The 14,275-nt window shown below is 63.4% G+C and carries 20 protein-coding genes and 1 tRNA gene; 13 read left to right on the top strand and 8 right to left on the bottom strand.

The window, feature by feature from the left end; translation table 11 throughout:
* Positions 1 to 16: 16 nt before the first annotated feature.
* Both FXB38_RS17735 and FXB38_RS17730 read right to left on the bottom strand, forming a co-directional pair.
* The gene (locus tag FXB38_RS17735) at positions 17 to 664 is read right to left on the bottom strand and encodes a HAMP domain-containing protein (protein ID WP_148752166.1); all 648 of its coding nucleotides are present in this window, start codon (positions 662 to 664) and stop codon (positions 17 to 19) included.
* 62 nt (positions 665 to 726) lie between these two features.
* On the bottom strand, positions 727 to 1,185 hold the full coding sequence (locus tag FXB38_RS17730; protein WP_148752164.1) for a hypothetical protein: 459 nt from the start codon (positions 1,183 to 1,185) through the stop codon (positions 727 to 729).
* A gap of 283 nt (positions 1,186 to 1,468) precedes the next feature.
* Between FXB38_RS17730 and FXB38_RS17725 the strand changes: the two genes are divergently transcribed.
* From FXB38_RS17725 to FXB38_RS17710, 3 genes are all read left to right on the top strand, one after another.
* Complete coding sequence (locus tag FXB38_RS17725; RefSeq protein ID WP_148752163.1) at positions 1,469 to 1,684, top strand: ribbon-helix-helix domain-containing protein; 216 nt, start codon at positions 1,469 to 1,471, stop codon at positions 1,682 to 1,684.
* Positions 1,678 to 2,040, top strand: a complete 363-nt coding sequence (locus tag FXB38_RS17720; protein ID WP_148752161.1) for a type II toxin-antitoxin system VapC family toxin — start codon at positions 1,678 to 1,680, stop codon at positions 2,038 to 2,040. The genes FXB38_RS17725 and FXB38_RS17720 overlap by 7 nt, the downstream gene beginning before the upstream one ends.
* A 444-nt stretch (positions 2,041 to 2,484) precedes the next feature.
* Positions 2,485 to 3,732: a tyrosine-type recombinase/integrase gene (locus FXB38_RS17710; RefSeq protein WP_148752159.1), complete on the top strand. Its 1,248-nt coding sequence runs from the start codon at positions 2,485 to 2,487 to the stop codon at positions 3,730 to 3,732.
* A gap of 8 nt (positions 3,733 to 3,740) precedes the next feature.
* On the opposite strand, the gene FXB38_RS17705 is transcribed toward FXB38_RS17710, so the two are convergent.
* A tRNA-Pro gene (locus tag FXB38_RS17705) sits at positions 3,741 to 3,817 on the bottom strand.
* Positions 3,818 to 3,891: 74 nt separating this feature from the next.
* On the opposite strand from FXB38_RS17705, the gene FXB38_RS17700 reads away from it, so the two are divergent.
* The 6 genes from FXB38_RS17700 to FXB38_RS17675 all read left to right on the top strand — a co-directional run bounded on the left by FXB38_RS17700 (position 3,892) and on the right by FXB38_RS17675 (position 9,628).
* Positions 3,892 to 4,875, top strand: coding sequence for an L-threonylcarbamoyladenylate synthase (locus tag FXB38_RS17700; RefSeq protein WP_246229949.1), 984 nt, complete (start codon positions 3,892 to 3,894; stop codon positions 4,873 to 4,875).
* Positions 4,876 to 4,897: 22 nt separating this feature from the next.
* Positions 4,898 to 6,325: an FAD-binding oxidoreductase gene (locus FXB38_RS17695; RefSeq protein ID WP_148752155.1), complete on the top strand. Its 1,428-nt coding sequence runs from the start codon at positions 4,898 to 4,900 to the stop codon at positions 6,323 to 6,325.
* Between the two features lie 2 nt (positions 6,326 to 6,327).
* Positions 6,328 to 6,762, top strand: coding sequence for a GNAT family acetyltransferase (locus tag FXB38_RS17690; RefSeq protein WP_187434953.1), 435 nt, complete (start codon positions 6,328 to 6,330; stop codon positions 6,760 to 6,762).
* A gap of 20 nt (positions 6,763 to 6,782) precedes the next feature.
* The gene (locus FXB38_RS17685) at positions 6,783 to 7,364 is read left to right on the top strand and encodes an NUDIX hydrolase (RefSeq protein ID WP_148752151.1); all 582 of its coding nucleotides are present in this window, start codon (positions 6,783 to 6,785) and stop codon (positions 7,362 to 7,364) included.
* 102 nt (positions 7,365 to 7,466) lie between these two features.
* Positions 7,467 to 8,396: a glycine/sarcosine/betaine reductase selenoprotein B family protein gene (locus FXB38_RS17680; RefSeq protein WP_148752149.1), complete on the top strand. Its 930-nt coding sequence runs from the start codon at positions 7,467 to 7,469 to the stop codon at positions 8,394 to 8,396.
* Between the two features lie 38 nt (positions 8,397 to 8,434).
* A complete protein-coding gene (locus tag FXB38_RS17675) occupies positions 8,435 to 9,628 on the top strand; it encodes a CaiB/BaiF CoA transferase family protein (RefSeq protein WP_148752148.1) in 1,194 nt (397 codons plus the stop codon).
* A gap of 11 nt (positions 9,629 to 9,639) precedes the next feature.
* Here the strand turns inward: FXB38_RS17675 and FXB38_RS17670 are convergent, their stop codons facing one another.
* Positions 9,640 to 10,398, bottom strand: coding sequence for an SOS response-associated peptidase (locus tag FXB38_RS17670; RefSeq protein WP_148752146.1), 759 nt, complete (start codon positions 10,396 to 10,398; stop codon positions 9,640 to 9,642).
* A 63-nt stretch (positions 10,399 to 10,461) separates the two neighbouring features.
* On the opposite strand from FXB38_RS17670, the gene FXB38_RS17665 reads away from it, so the two are divergent.
* The 4 genes from FXB38_RS17665 (at position 10,462) to FXB38_RS17650 (ending at position 12,286) form a co-directional block, all read left to right on the top strand.
* A complete protein-coding gene (locus FXB38_RS17665; protein WP_148752144.1) occupies positions 10,462 to 10,959 on the top strand; it encodes a hypothetical protein in 498 nt (165 codons plus the stop codon).
* 59 nt (positions 10,960 to 11,018) lie between these two features.
* Entirely contained in the window at positions 11,019 to 11,453 is a 435-nt protein-coding gene (locus FXB38_RS17660) for an NUDIX hydrolase (RefSeq protein WP_148752142.1), read from the top strand.
* A gap of 47 nt (positions 11,454 to 11,500) precedes the next feature.
* Positions 11,501 to 11,878 (top strand): TIGR02301 family protein, encoded by a 378-nt coding sequence (locus FXB38_RS17655; protein WP_148752141.1) that lies wholly within the window; start codon positions 11,501 to 11,503, stop codon positions 11,876 to 11,878.
* Positions 11,879 to 12,019: 141 nt separating this feature from the next.
* Entirely contained in the window at positions 12,020 to 12,286 is a 267-nt protein-coding gene (locus FXB38_RS17650; RefSeq protein ID WP_092227477.1) for a hypothetical protein, read from the top strand.
* A 40-nt stretch (positions 12,287 to 12,326) separates the two neighbouring features.
* On the opposite strand, the gene FXB38_RS17645 is transcribed toward FXB38_RS17650, so the two are convergent.
* The 4 genes from FXB38_RS17645 to FXB38_RS17630 form a co-directional block, all read right to left on the bottom strand.
* Positions 12,327 to 12,644: a cupredoxin domain-containing protein gene (locus tag FXB38_RS17645; protein WP_187434952.1), complete on the bottom strand. Its 318-nt coding sequence runs from the start codon at positions 12,642 to 12,644 to the stop codon at positions 12,327 to 12,329.
* A gap of 13 nt (positions 12,645 to 12,657) precedes the next feature.
* Complete coding sequence (locus FXB38_RS17640) at positions 12,658 to 13,191, bottom strand: DUF4142 domain-containing protein (RefSeq protein WP_148752139.1); 534 nt, start codon at positions 13,189 to 13,191, stop codon at positions 12,658 to 12,660.
* Positions 13,192 to 13,280: 89 nt separating this feature from the next.
* A complete protein-coding gene (locus tag FXB38_RS17635) occupies positions 13,281 to 13,970 on the bottom strand; it encodes an RNA polymerase sigma factor (protein WP_187434951.1) in 690 nt (229 codons plus the stop codon).
* Between the two features lie 97 nt (positions 13,971 to 14,067).
* The coding region (locus FXB38_RS17630; RefSeq protein ID WP_249776246.1) for a rhodanese-like domain-containing protein at positions 14,068 to 14,275 on the bottom strand (208 nt) is incomplete at its 5' end.

The following is a 14,275-nucleotide window of genomic DNA, read 5'->3' as shown; positions in this document are numbered from 1 at the left end:
TCACTGTGACGAAGTACTAGTTCAGGTCGGCAATCCGCGCATCCGCCTTAGAGGCCGGCGCCACAGCTTCATTGGCGATGCGGGTCGATTCCATAACTTGCTTGTCGATTTCCCGTGTGGAGTTCGACATCTCGCTGGCGGAACTAGCCACGGAATTAACGTTGCCGGACGCCTGTTCGGAAGCCGCCACGACCGCAGAAGACAATCGTTGGGTCGTTTCTGCCGTGACTGTGAGCGTGTCGGCGGCTGTTTCGAGGACACCGGCGTTGGACGACACTGTCTCGATGATGGTGCCCACGGATTGCTCAAAGCTAGAGGCAAGCTCCTGCATGTGCCGGCGCCGCTCGACGCCCGCCCGCGCATCGGCCTGCTGCATTTTGGCCTTTTCAGCCGCAACGATTTTGAAGTTTTCGACTGCGCGCGCGATATCGCCGATCTCGTCATTGCGTTGAATGCCGGGCAGTTGAACATCGAACTGGCCTTGGGCAAGCTGTCGCATGGCTGCCGCGAGGTGCACCAATTGCTTCGTTACCAAATGGGCTAGGAAGAATACGATAGGCAAAAGGACGAGGAGTGCGAGCGCGTTCTTCCAAACTAGCGATGTTGCAAAATTCGTCTTCGCCTTTTCGACTGCGACAAGAGACGACCCGAACAAAACTGTCATTCCCTCGCCGACGTCGCTGGGCAAATAGACGACGCGAGCCCCATACGGAATATCTCCAACGGTCAGATGAACGTTCGCAGGGCGGTTTTGGCAGCCGCCAGCGTCTCGGTCGGTACCGTGACCAGGCGATCATTGCCGAACGTTGACGCCGCTACCGCGCCTCGGGACAGGAACAGCACGTTGAGACCGGTGCGCTGCTTGATCTCGTTAGCGGTGGCGCCATTGAAGTAAGAGCCGACCTTGATCGTACCGACGACATTGCCAGCCGGTGCGAGCGGACGCACCGCATCTTCAGCGGCTTCGCCGGTTGTTGGGGATACCGTCAACCCTCCCGCAGGCTTACCTTCAAGAGCTGCCTTGACCTGCGGCTGGGTATGCTTGTCATCACCGCGTTTGGCCGGGTTGTGGCCGCGCTGAAGGATCACGCCCTTGGCGTCGGTGATCTCCATGGTTGCCACCGCCGAGTCATTGGCGTGCAGCGACTTGAACTCACTCACCGCCAGATCTTCGAGGGCGCGCACTTAGCCGGTTTTCACCGCATCGAGGAAGGCGGGGTGCCGCGATAGAAGCTCGGCATAGGTCTTGACCCGGGAACTAAGGCCATCATTGCTCGCAGCTGTCAACATCTCCGCATGATTGCGCTCCAGGGTAGTACGCATATCGCTTAGGCGAGGATACCGGTTGTAATAACCCCGAGCGCGAACACCGGCGCTGCGGCCACTCCGGACTGGAAACTCAATAGGGCTGGCGATGTTCGGCGAGATGATATATAATATTGATATCATATATCGAAGGATCCGTGCCATGCGAGCGCTGGTTGATCTCGGCGATGGCCAAGTCCAAGCGCTGGACGAATTGTCGAAGAAGGACAAGCGGTCGCGCGCGGCTCTCATTCGTCAGGCGATCGACGACTATCTCGCGAAGCGGCATAGCAAGCAGGAAGGTGATGCGTTTGGCCTCTGGGGCAAACGCAAGGTGGACGGCTTGACCTATCAAGAGAAAGTGCGTCGCGAATGGTGAAGGCACTGTTCGACACCAATATTCTGGTCGACTACCTCAACGCTGTTCCCGAAGCTCGCACAGAACTTCAGCGCTATACAAAAAAAGCCATCAGTATCATTACATGGATGGAAGTCATGGTGGGCGCCGATCCCGATGTTGAAGCTGCGACGCACAACTATCTAAGCGGCTTCGATGTCGTCGCCGTCGATGAACACATCGCAGAGCGTGCCGTTGGTCTTCATCGAAGTCATCGGATCAAATTGCCAGATGCCGTTATCTGGGCGACAGCGCAGGAGCATTCCATGCTGCTCGTCACGCGCAGCAACAATTTTCCGAATGACGATCCCGGTATCCGGGCGCCTTACAAGCTGTGAAGACAACGATTGAGAGATCCAATGTTGGGAGTGTCTCCGAAACGCGCAAGTATTTTTGCTACGCTGCGCTTTGATAGCTCAGGTTTCTCTACGAGCGAGCTCGCTAAGATCCGCTGGCATGCGATGCGCGGCAGGCAAGCTGCAACGAGAGCGTCGTTTTCTTTGGTCGTCAGGAGAGGCAACATCGCTGCGACGCGCAACTGCCTGCGCAACGTCGAGGAAGTCCAGCGAGTCTGCTGCCATGGGCGCACCAACAAACCGTCGAAGCGAAATTGCTCCCAACGATCCAATTCGACTGTCTACGGCAGCTTCGTTGGCATTTCCGGATGGGTCGATGACCAGTTCTGGGCTTCGCAAGGAAGCTTTGCGCGGTCGCCTCATCATCGAGCGCATCGCGGGTAAGGATTTTACGACGCTGGCACATATCGAGCGCATGAGGGAGCTATGCCGCGTATCAGCAAAGGCCCGAGACTCTACAAACGCAAGGCCAAGAGAAGAAACGGACGTCTCATCGCCAGCGCTGTCTGGACCATCCGCGATGGAGACCGCGAGGTTGCCACAGGAATCTTTGCGGGCGAGGCTGAGCGAAAGCCGCCGAAGGCCGCCGAAGACGCCCTAGTCAAGTATATCACCTCGAAGTACCGCCCTCCGCGCCGCGTCCGCGACATTGAAGACATCGACGTCGCCGATGTGCTGGCAATCTATCACGCTCATCGCGAGGCGATTTACATTGAACGGGGCTCTCCTCAGTCCGAAATTACGGAGTTCGCGGACCGGATCGGTCGCCTGAACGATTTTTTCGGCGGCAAGATGCTGGCTGGGGTGAATGCGCAGACTTGCGGGCAGTATGTGAAGGCCCGCGGGCGTCCCGGGGGGGCCCGGCGCGATCTGGAAGATCTGCGTGCAGCAATCAATCATCATGCGCGGGAAGGCCTGCATCGCGGGTTGGTTCGCGTCGCGCTTCCCGCAAAAGGACCTGGTCGTGAGCGGTGGCTGAGCCGCAGCGAAGCCGCTGCACTGCTGTGGGCGTGCTGGCGATACCGCGAAATCCAGACACGGCATCGCGGACCTCTCAAGAACCAAAAAATTGAGACGGGCAAGCGCCCGCTTCGTCATATCGCGCGCTTTATTTTGATCGGGCTCTATACCGGTACGCGCGCTGGCGCCATTGCGTCAGCGTCGCCGTACCGCGACACGGGCCGATCGTATGTCGATCTTGAGAACGGCATCTTTTATCGGCTCGCCCAGGGCCGGCGTCCGACCAAAAAGCGGCAGCCGCCGGCGCCAATTCCTGACCGATTGCTCGCCCATATGCGTCGCTGGGCTAGGACGGGCGCAATCGTCTCGCACTTTGTCGAGTTCAACGGCGCGGCGGTCAAATCCGTCAAGTCGGGGTTCCGAAGCGCCGTCGGACTCGCCAAGCTGTCCACCGAAGCGGGCAAGGTCACACCGCACACCTTGAGGCACACGGCCGCGACCTGGCTGATGCAGCGCGGCGCAGATCCATGGAAGTCGGCTGGGTTTCTTGGGATGTCGGTCGAGGTATTGCTCGATACCTATGGCCACCACCACCCGGAATTCTTGCGCGAGGCGGCAGCAGCCATCACGACGAAACCAAACAAGAACGTCGTATCTGGGGTTGATCGCGGGGTTGACTTGGCCGCGTATCGTGAAAGAAGACAAAAAGCGTAATAAAATCTTGGTCGGAGTGGCAGGATTCGAACCTGCGACCCCTGCGTCCCGAACGCAGTGCTCTACCGGGCTGAGCCACACTCCGACAAGAAGGCGGCTTATAGCGTCGGGTTTCACGCACCGCAAGCGGCCGAGCTGAGGAATTTTGTCCCTGTGAAAATGCGTCTTGAAACGTCGATTTTACCAGCCGGCCAGGCCGGCGCGCAAGCCGCCGCCCGGATTTTGGCCGCCGGCGGGCTGGTCGCGTTTCCGACCGAGACGGTCTACGGGCTCGGGGCGGACGCGGCGAATGCGACCGCGATCGCCCATCTCTACGCCGCCAAGGGGCGGCCGGCCTTCAACCCGCTGATCGCCCATGTCGCGGACCTCGCGGCGGCACGGCGAATCGGGAGGTTCGACGCGCGCGCCCTGAAGCTCGCCGAGGCATTCTGGCCGGGGCCGCTGACGCTGGTGGTACCGAAGACGGATGATTGCCCGGTGGCCGATCTCGCCACTGCGGGCCTCGACACCGTCGCGATACGCATTCCCGCCCATCCGGTCGCCGAAGCCATTTTGCGCGCCTTTGGCGGGGCCGTGGTGGCGCCGTCGGCAAATATCTCTGGCCATGTCTCGCCGACGCTTGCCGCCCATGTCGAGAGCGACCTTGCGGGGCGGATCGACCTGATCGTGGACGGCGGACCGGTTGCGGTGGGCGTGGAATCGACCATTGTCGGCTGCTTCGAGGCGCCGCTGCTGCTGCGGCCGGGCGGGCTGTCGCGCGAACGGATCGAGGCCGTCCTGGGCGCAGCCCTGGCGCGGCCGCCGGTGGAGGCCGGGAGCGACGACAGCCAGCCGCTGGCGCCGGGCATGCTGGCCTCGCATTACGCGCCGCGCGCGGCCGTGCGGCTCGATGCGCGCGAGGTGGCTCCGGGCGAAGCGTTGCTTGCATTCGGCTCCGCGCGCCTGCCCGGCCTTGACGCCGCGTCAGTCGTCATGAATTTGTCGCCCGCCGGCGATCTCGATGAAGCCGCCGCCAATCTGTTCGGCTATCTTCGCGCCCTCGATGCGAAGAGGCCGCGGGCGATTGCCGTGATGACGATCCCCGAAGACGATCTGGGAGAGGCGATCAACGACCGGCTGCGCCGGGCTGCCGTGGCGAGATAAGAGCGAAGCAAGAGACGAAACAATGAACATCGATAAATCGGCCACTCCTCCGCTTGCGCCCGAGCTGATCGAACAATTCCGCAAGATCGTCGGCGAGCGCCACGCGATCACCGATGCGGCCGACATCGAGGCCTACGTCACCGAGGAGCGCAACCTGTTCCACGGTCGTTCGCCGCTGGTGCTGCGGCCAGGCTCGACGGCGGAAGTGTCCGAAATCTGCAAGCTCGCCTCCGAGCATAAAATCGCGCTGGTGCCGCAGGGCGGCAACACCGGGCTCGTCGGCGGACAGACGCCGCACAACGGCGAGGTGGTGGTGTCGCTGCGCCGGCTCGACAAGATCCGCGAGGTCGACACCGCCTCCAACACCATGACCTGCGAGGCCGGCGTAGTGCTGCAGGTCGCGCAGCAGAAGGCTGCCGACGTGGACCGGCTGTTTCCGTTGTCGCTCGGCGCGGAAGGCAGCTGCACCATCGGCGGCAATCTGTCGACCAATGCCGGCGGCACCGCCGCACTAGCCTATGGCGTGGCGCGCGAGATGGCGCTGGGGCTGGAAGTGGTGCTCGCCGATGGACGCGTGCTCAACGTGCTGTCGAAGCTGAAGAAGGACAACACCGGCTACAATCTGCACAACCTCTTCATCGGCGCGGAAGGCACGCTCGGCATCATCACGGCGGCGACATTAAAACTGTTTCCCAAGCCGCGGGCGGTCGAGACAGCCTATGTCGGGCTGAAATCGCCGGCGGCGGCGCTGAAGCTGCTGACGATCTCGCAGAGCGAGGCCGCCAATGCTTTGACGAGCTTCGAGCTGCTCTCGGAGATGGCGGTGGATTTCTCGGTCCGCCACGGCATCGACGTGCGCGATCCGCTTGCGGAGAAGCATCCCTGGTACGTGCTGATGGAATTGTCCTCTCCCGGCGACGACGCCCGCACGCCGCTGGAGACAATCCTCGCCCGCGCCATGGAGGAGGAAATCGTCGACGATGCCGTGATCGCGGCCAATCTCAGCCAGCGCAGCAACTTCTGGAAGTTGCGCGAGGAGATGTCGTCGGCGCAGAAGCCCGAGGGCGGCTCGATCAAGCACGACATCTCCGTTCCCGTCGCCGCCGTGCCCGCCTTCATCGAGGAGGCCAGCGCCGCCGTGGTGAAGCTGATCCCCGGCGCGCGGCCGGTGCCGTTCGGCCATCTCGGCGACGGCAATCTGCACTACAATGTCAGCCAGCCGATCGGCGCCAACACCGCGGACTACCTGGCGTGCTGGCACGAGATGAACGCTGTTGTGTTCGAGATCGTGCTGCGGATGGGCGGCTCGATCTCGGCCGAGCACGGCATCGGCGTGCTCAAGCGCGACGAGCTGCCAGAGGTGAAGGACAAGACCGCGATCGAGCTGATGCGCGCAATCAAGGCGATGCTCGATCCGCACGGCATCATGAACCCGGGGAAAGTACTGTGAGCGTGTCCGCCCTTACGATCGACGCCATCCAGGATGCCGATGTCGAGCCGGTGGTCGCGCTGTGGCAGCGCTGCAGCCTGACGCGGCCGTGGAACGATCCGCATGCCGATATCGCGCTGGCGCGGCGGCGCGACAACTCGACCATCCTGATCGGCCGCGATGGCGGCGCGATCGTTGCGACCGTCATGGTCGGCCATGATGGCCATCGCGGCTGGGTCTATTACGTCGCGGTCGATCCGGATGGACGCAAGCGCGGCCATGGCCGCGTCATCATGGCGGCGGCCGAGGACTGGCTGCGGCAGGCCGGGATTGCCAAGCTCCAGCTCCTGGTCCGGCGCGAGAATGCGCAGGCGAATGCGTTCTACCAATCGCTCGGCTTCGAGGAATCGACGTCGGTGATGTTCCAGAAGTGGCTCGACGGCCGCGCTCCCACCTAGCTCCTAGCCGGAAGACAGCAATGACCATTTCCGACCGCGTCCGTATCAAGGACGTCCGCGTGCTCTCGGACGGCTGGACGCCCCTGAAGAACACCACGTTCGACTACCGGCGCGCCAACGGCGAGTGGCAGACCCAGCACCGGGAAACCTATGAGCGCGACAATGCCGCCGCCGTGCTGCCCTACAATCGCGCCCGGCGCAGTGTGATCCTGGTGCGCCAGTTCCGCCTGCCGGCGTTTATCCGCGGCTACGACGATCTCCTGATCGAGGCCGCCGCCGGCGTGCTGGACGACGCCTTGCCTGAGGTGCGCATCCGCGCCGAAGCCGAGGAGGAAACCGGCTATCGCCTGCACGACGTCCACAAGGTGTTCGAGGCCTTCATGAGCCCGGGCGCGGTGACCGAAAAATTGCATTTCTTCGTCGCCGAATATGAGCCGGAAATGCGCGTCAGCGATGGCGGCGGCCTCGAGCACGAGGGCGAGGACATCGAGGTGCTGGAGCTTGGCATCGACGAGGCGCTGGCGATGATCGCCAATGGGCGGATCATCGACGCCAAGGCGATCATGCTGCTGCAATACGCCGCGCTGCATATTTTCAGGTAGCCCTGCCGGGGCGGCAATTCTGGCCTGCACAGCCGTGGCGCCTGTTGAGCAAACCGCGGACTATCTCTAGTCTGGCCTCAACAAGAACCAGGAGACGCGCCCATGTCTGCCCCGCGCGACGACGAATTCGGCTTTGCGCCCGACTATGATTCCCCCGTTCCATATATGCAGCGGACGCGCGACTATTACAACGCGATCGGCTACGTCACGCCGTATCGCTGGGCGCACTATACCGAGGCGCCGTTCCAGAAGCTGAAGAAGCCGCTCGCGCAATCGCGCGTCACCATCATCACGACCGCGGCGCCCTACGATCCGGCCAAAGGCGATCAGGGGCCGGGCGCGGCGTATAATGGCAGCGCGAAGTTTTACCAGGTCTATGACGGCGACACCTCAAAGCAGCACGATTTGCGCATCTCGCATATCGGCTACGACCGCAAGCACACCACGGCGACCGACAACGGCACCTGGTTTCCGCTGCCGCAGCTTTTGAAGGCCAGTGCCGCCGGCCGCATCGGCGAGGTGAGTCGGCGCTTCTTCGGCGCGCCGACCAATCGCAGCCATCGCGTCACGCTGGACACCGATGCGCCGGAGATTTTGGCGCGCTGCATTGCCGACAAGGTCGACGCCGCCGTGCTGGTGCCGAACTGCCCGGTCTGCCACCAGACCACCGCGCTGGTGGCGCGGCATCTCGAGGCAGGCGGCATTCCGACCGTGATCATGGGCTGCGCGAAGGACATCATCGAGCACGCCGCCGTGCCGCGCTTTTTGTTCTCGGACTTCCCGCTCGGCAATTCCGCCGGCAAGCCGCACGACATTGCTTCGCAAGCGCAGACGCTGGAGCTGGCGTTGAAAGTACTGGAGACCGCGAGCGGGCCGCAGACCACGATGCAATCGCCGCTGCGCTGGAGTGAGGACGCCTCCTGGAAGCTCGACTACAACAACGTCGCGCAAATGAGCCCCGAAGAGCTGGCACGCCGCCGCGCCGAGTTCGACAAGCAGAAGGAGATCGCGCGCGGCAATCGCGCCGCCTGACGTCCTCCGACAAAATAGAACAACGAGGGGAGAGAGACGTGACGCGACCGTTCGAGGGCGTGAAGATCCTGGACTTCACGCAAGTGCTGGCCGGCCCCTATGCGAGCTACCAGCTCGCGCTACTGGGCGCCGACGTCATCAAGGTCGAGCGGCGCGAGGGGGAGGACATGCGCCGCACGCCGCTCTCGCGCGAATGGGCCGGGCGCGGGCTGGCGCCGGCCTTCCAGGCCATCAACGGCAACAAGCGCAGCCTGACGCTGGATCTGCAAAAGCCCGACGCCGTCGCGATCGTGAAGAAGCTCGCCGCGACCGTCGACGTCGTCATGGAAAACTTCCGCCCCGGCGTGATGGACAAGCTCGGCATCGGCTACGAGGCGCTCTCGGCGATCAATCCGAAGCTGATCTATTGCGCGGTGTCAGGTTTTGGCCAGACCGGCCCGGATCGCCTGCGGCCCGGCTATGACGGCAAGATGCAGGCGCTCTCGGGCATCATGGCGATCACGGGGCATCCGGAAACAGGGCCGACTCGCGCCGGCTTTGCGGTGTGCGACGTTCTCTCGGGCGCAACGGCCGCCTTTGGCGTATCGAGCGCGCTCTACCAGCGCGACCGCACCGGCAAGGGACAGCTCATCGACGTCTCCATGCTGGAGGCGACGATGGCGTTTCTCTCCGGCCAGATCGCGGACTGGTCGGTCGCCGGCCATCGCCAGCAGCTCTCGGGCAACCAGGCGGTGAGCCGCAAGACCACCGCCAATCTGTTCAAGGCGGGCGACGGTCACATCCTGCTCGCCGTCAACAACGAAAAACAATACCGCGCGCTCATATCTGCACTCGGCCGCGAGGACACGCTGTCCGATCCGCGTTTCGCCGACTGGTTTTCGCGCAACGAGAACGAGCCCGCGCTGCGTGCCATCATCGAGGAGGCGCTTGCCGCAAAGCCTGCGCGCGAATGGGAGACGATCCTGGAGGACGCCGGCGCGCCCTGCGCCAGCATCTGGAAGGTCGAGGAGGTCATCGACCATCCGCAGATCAAGGCGCGCGGCGCGATCCAGGAGCTCGACACGCCCTATGGCAGCCTGCGCTTTGCCGGCAGCGGCTTCAAGCTCGCGCACGGCGGCGGCAGACTGGACCGGATGGCGCCGGAATTGGGTGCGGATACGGATTCGGTGCTGGGCGAATTGGGGTTCGATGCGGCGGAGATCGCGGCGTTACGGGCGCGGGAGATTGTGTAGAGGGGGACCGCCTAAAACAACGACCCCTGCCCCTCGTCGGAGGACGCAGCAGCAACCTTCCGCGCGATCTTCTTCGGCTTCGCGGCCTCGGCTTCCATCTCTTCCGCGCTGATCGGCAAGAGCAGCTGTTCGTCGTCATTGGCGACACGGTTGACGCGGGTGGAGACCGGGTGCCAGGCGAATTCGCCGCGGCGCGGGGCCGTCATCAGCGGCAGGATCGCATCGACCTCGTCACTGCTGCAATCGAGCCAGCGTTCGAAATCGCGCGGACTGATGGTGACAGGCACGCGGTCATGCAGCGCGGCCAGATCCTCGCCAGCCGCCGCCGTGACGATCGCCACCGTATCGAGCTCCTCGCCGTTCGGCCCGACCCAGGTCTCGAACACCGCGGCAAAACCGAGCGGCGCACCGTCGGCGTGACGGATGAAGAACGGCTGCTTGCGGCCGTCGATGGACTTCCATTCGTAATAGCCGTCGGCCGGGATCAGCCCGCGCCGCCGGCGTATAGCTCTCTTGAACGCGGGCTTCTCCAGCACCGTCTCGGAGCGGGCATTAATCAGGAGCGTAAAGCCCTTGGGATCCCTGACCCAGCCCGGCAGCAGACCCCAGCGCATCAGGCGGAAATGGCGCGCGCCATTCTCGACCAGGACGACCGGTACCGGTTGCGTCGGCGCGACATTGTACCGGGGCGGGAAATTCGGCTGCTCGATATGGCCGAACAGCTGCCGCAAAGCCGCGGGGGCCGAAGTTATAACGAAGCGTCCACACATCTTGGGGCATCCATATAGGGTCCGTTCAGGTCCTTTTAACCCCGAACGTTAACACTGCGGCGGATGAGCTCAACGGCCTCCCAACCCGCGACGCGCGCACAGACGGGCCCCGAAGCCGCGGCCTGGGCCGACCGGCTGCGCGTGGCCAACATCAACCCGCGGACCGGGCTTGCCACAGACTATCTCAACCATTTCAATGAAGCCGTGATGCTGCTCGAGATGGTCCCGGACATGCCGGAATGCGCGGAAGATTTTTTGACCTGGACGCCGCTATCCTATGCCGAGCATTTCACCGCCTCGAACTTCAAGGCGCGGGATCTTGCGATCGAAGCCTATGAGAAGGCCGAGCCATCCGTGCGCGCCCAGTTCGACCACATCACCGACACCATGACCTCGATTCTATCAGCGGTCGGCTCGGCCATGCGCGAGGTCGAGAAGGACACGATCCGGGTCCGGCTCGCCGAGCAGGCCACCCTCTGGGTCAAGCCGCTGATCGCGGCCTGCGGCGGCATCATCAATGGCGGCGCGGAAGCCGACGTCGACACCATCATGGCGAATTGAGCCAAGTAGCTGAAGACAAGTACCTGAAGACAAGTAGCTGAAGACAGGTAGCTGAAGAAATGGCCTCGGTCGCCCAGCCCACCCACCCCCAGATCGCGGTCAGTGCGGCCATCTTCCGCGACGGCAAGGTGCTGCTGACCCGCCGCGCCCGCTCGCCCGCCAAGGGGTTCTATTCGCTGCCCGGCGGCCGGGTCGAATTCGGCGAATCGCTGCACCAGGCGCTGAGCCGCGAGGTCGGAGAGGAGACCGGGCTGGAGATCGAGATCGTCAGCCTTGCCGGCTGGCGCGAGGTGCTGCCGGCCGCACCCGGTGCCGGCCATTATTTGATCATGTCATTTGCCGCCCGCTGGGTGGCCAGGGAACCTGCCCTGAACGACGAGCTCGACGATTACCGCTGGATTGCCCCGGACGCTTTGGGGAGCCTTGGCGGCATCAAGCTGACCGGGGGGCTGGAGGAGATCATCCAGTCCGCCCACCGGCTGATCGGTCCCTGAGCGCCCCGCCTTGCGTCATCAGCCCTGAGGGGGCATACAGCCCGCCGATGTCGACGCGATTTCTGGCCATTTTTGTCCTGATTCTCGCCTGCGCTTCCGCGCCCGCCCGGGCCCAGGACGTGGCGGCGCCGTTCGACGCCGATTTGCAGCGGCTGGCCGAGATCCTCGGTGGCCTGCACTATCTGCGCGGCATCTGCGGCACCAACGAGGGCAACAAATGGCGCAGCGAGATGCAGGCGCTGATCGATGCCGAAACGCCCGCCGGCGAGCGCCGCACCCGCATGATCGCCGGCTTCAACCGCGGCTATAACGGCTTTCAGCAGACCTACCGGAGCTGCACGCCGGCGGCGACGGTGGCGATCCGCCGCTATATCGAGGAAGGCTCGAATATCTCGCGGAATCTCACGGCGCGTTACGCGAACTGAGCTCGCGAGAACTCTGTCATCGACTTTGTTCACAGCCGTTAACCGTTCCTAAAGATGTGGCCTAGCGATCGTTAATGCGCGTGCTACACCACTTGCACCAGCGCATCGCCGTGGATCGCGCCCCAGCCCTGATTGAGATTCATGAGCCAGCCGATTTCCTACGCCCCCGCCCGCGCGCCGCTGCCCGATCACGAGCAGAAACAAGCCGCACTGAGCTATCTCAACGAGGCCTGGGCCGAAGCGCGCCATGATGGCGTCGACGGCGATTGCCTGGCGCAGGCGAGCCTGTTTGCGGCGCTTGCCGAGCTCGTCGGCACCTATGGCGAGGACGCGGTGGCGAAATTCGTCGAGGGCTTTCCTGCGCGCATCCGCAACGGCGAATTTTCGGTCTGCCTCGCAAGGCAGTAAAGACCGCCAGCAACGCCCTGCCACACAAGCGCGCCCTCCCTTACGGCTCGATCTTGAGCGTCGCTCTCATGTTGGGATGGTAGCGGCAGTAATAATCGACGGTTCCTGCCTTCTTCAGAACTGACGTCGCCGACTTCCCCGGCGGCAGCGTGACGTCGAAATCACCGTTCTTCGCGGTGGCGGTGTGGGCGAAGACGTCCTTGTTGATCCATGCGATGGTGTCGCCAACCTTCGCCGACACCTTAGCCGGTGAGATCACGAGATTCTCCATCGTGATCTCTATCGTCGCGGCGCGCGCCGGAACGACCATCGCCGCGAAGACAAGCGCCACAGCGATCGAAGACAGCCGTCCCGACATCAACGCAAGCTCCCTATTTCAGCTCGGCCGCGACGTGCTCGGCATGCTGCTGATGGCCCTGAAAGATCTTCAGGCCGGTCTGGAGCAGGCTCTTCAGCTCGGCATTGCTCGCGGACGGAATGAGCTGGGTCTCCAGCGCGCCGTTGACCGTCTTGTGATAGGCGACCTCGTTCGCGACATAGGCCTTGTCGAACGCAGCGCCGTCGAGCTTGTCGAGCTCGGCCAGCTTGTCGCTCGCCTGCTTCGACAGCGCCTTGCTAGTGTCGTTATCCTCCGGCGTGACGTTCAGCTTCTTGACCAGCGCGAGCGCCTGCTTGTTGACCGCCTCGTGGTCGCGCAGCATGTCCTCGGCAAACGCCTTGACGTCCTTGTTCCTGGCTTTTTTCTCCGCCTGCTTGGCAGCGTTGATGTCGATCACGCCGGCGGTGTAGGCGATGTGGGCGATCTGCGGATCGGTGAGCTTGTCGGCAGCGCTCGCGCCTTGCAGCAGCACGGGGCTGGACAACAGAATGGCTGCGGCGATCGCCGCGCTCCAACGAACGAACATGGTTTGACACTCCTGTGCTGCCGGACGTTTTTCCGGCGTTGCTTCACAGGAATTGGATGGGAGTTTCGCGCAAACGTTCCCGAAAAAATTCAGCCGCCGATCCCGAGACGCTTCAGCACCGACACGGTCAGGCGCTCGCAACGCCAGCCGGCAAACGGGAAAGCGTCCATCATCACCGGGCCGATCTCCTTCTCGACATTTTCGCGCAGCATGGTGCGGGCGCGGTGCAATCGCGTCTTCACCGTCTCGGGTTTGACGCCGAGCAGATCGGCGGTCTCCTCGATGTTCATGCCCTCCATGACGCGTGCGACGAACACCATGCGGAAGACGTCCGGCAACTCGTCGATGGCGCGTTCGACGACGCGCTGGATTTCACGTTGGGCCATGGTCCTTTCCGGATCGCCTGCGGGAGAAACGGGAAATTTGATGATCTGCGCCTCGAGCGCGGCTTCGGGCACCGAACCGAGCTCGACATGCGGCCTGGTGCTGCGCGCCCGGCCAAGCGCCTCGTTGATGGCGATGCGGGACAGCCAGGTCGACAATCCGGACTCGCCCCTGAAGCCGTCGAGATGGGTGAAGGCGCGGACATAGGTTTCCTGCACCACGTCCTCGGCTTCGCTGTCGTTGCGCAGGATGCCGCGCGCGAGCCGGTAAAGCCTGCGGTTGTTGGCCTGCATGATCTCGCGGAGCGCGGCCTCGTCACGGCCCCGCGCGCGGTCGATCAGCTCGGCTTCCGATGATCTGGCGCCGGCGGACAGGCCGGCTGCAGTGCGTTGCATGGCGGTCACCTGCTCGTTTCCGTTAGTTCCAGACATTGGATGCAGGCTGGCAGGGAAGGTTCCCAATTTTCTCACCCTGGAGGGCAAGATTCGTCGCCTAATCCGTCCCGATCGGCAGCGCCGGGTCCCTCGCCCACTCGCCCATGGAGGCATCGTAGAGCGTCAGCTTGTCGTAGCCGAGCTGCGTCAGCAGAAACAGGTCGATCGTCGCCGAGATGCCGCCGCCGCAATACAGGATCACGTTCTTGTCGCGCGTGACGCCCTGGGCGGCGAATTTCGCCTCGCGTATTGCCGCATGAGCGAAT

Origin of the sequence: Bradyrhizobium cytisi, from assembly GCF_008123515.1 — a bacterium.
In the GTDB taxonomy this organism is placed as follows: Bacteria; Pseudomonadota; Alphaproteobacteria; order Rhizobiales; family Xanthobacteraceae; genus Bradyrhizobium; species Bradyrhizobium cytisi.
The sequence above is the reverse complement of the archived record's forward strand: the minus strand, read 5'-3'. Positions and strand labels throughout refer to the sequence as shown.

Bases quoted from the DNA above. Each gene is read 5' to 3' on its own strand.
- FXB38_RS17735 (WP_148752166.1), bottom strand. From the start codon at position 664: ATGACAGTTTTGTTCGGGTCGTCTCTTGTCGCAGTCGAAAAGGCGAAG.
- FXB38_RS17725 (WP_148752163.1), top strand. From the start codon at position 1,469: ATGCGAGCGCTGGTTGATCTCGGCGATGGCCAAGTCCAAGCGCTGGAC.
- FXB38_RS17720 (WP_148752161.1), top strand. From the start codon at position 1,678: ATGGTGAAGGCACTGTTCGACACCAATATTCTGGTCGACTACCTCAAC.
- FXB38_RS17710 (WP_148752159.1), top strand. From the start codon at position 2,485: ATGCCGCGTATCAGCAAAGGCCCGAGACTCTACAAACGCAAGGCCAAG.
- FXB38_RS17700 (WP_246229949.1), top strand. From the start codon at position 3,892: ATGCGTCTTGAAACGTCGATTTTACCAGCCGGCCAGGCCGGCGCGCAA.
- FXB38_RS17695 (WP_148752155.1), top strand. From the start codon at position 4,898: ATGAACATCGATAAATCGGCCACTCCTCCGCTTGCGCCCGAGCTGATC.
- FXB38_RS17685 (WP_148752151.1), top strand. From the start codon at position 6,783: ATGACCATTTCCGACCGCGTCCGTATCAAGGACGTCCGCGTGCTCTCG.
- FXB38_RS17680 (WP_148752149.1), top strand. From the start codon at position 7,467: ATGTCTGCCCCGCGCGACGACGAATTCGGCTTTGCGCCCGACTATGAT.
- FXB38_RS17670 (WP_148752146.1), bottom strand. From the start codon at position 10,398: ATGTGTGGACGCTTCGTTATAACTTCGGCCCCCGCGGCTTTGCGGCAG.
- FXB38_RS17665 (WP_148752144.1), top strand. From the start codon at position 10,462: ATGAGCTCAACGGCCTCCCAACCCGCGACGCGCGCACAGACGGGCCCC.
- FXB38_RS17660 (WP_148752142.1), top strand. From the start codon at position 11,019: ATGGCCTCGGTCGCCCAGCCCACCCACCCCCAGATCGCGGTCAGTGCG.
- FXB38_RS17655 (WP_148752141.1), top strand. From the start codon at position 11,501: ATGTCGACGCGATTTCTGGCCATTTTTGTCCTGATTCTCGCCTGCGCT.
- FXB38_RS17650 (WP_092227477.1), top strand. From the start codon at position 12,020: ATGAGCCAGCCGATTTCCTACGCCCCCGCCCGCGCGCCGCTGCCCGAT.
- FXB38_RS17645 (WP_187434952.1), bottom strand. From the start codon at position 12,644: ATGTCGGGACGGCTGTCTTCGATCGCTGTGGCGCTTGTCTTCGCGGCG.
- FXB38_RS17640 (WP_148752139.1), bottom strand. From the start codon at position 13,191: ATGTTCGTTCGTTGGAGCGCGGCGATCGCCGCAGCCATTCTGTTGTCC.
- FXB38_RS17635 (WP_187434951.1), bottom strand. From the start codon at position 13,970: ATGCAACGCACTGCAGCCGGCCTGTCCGCCGGCGCCAGATCATCGGAA.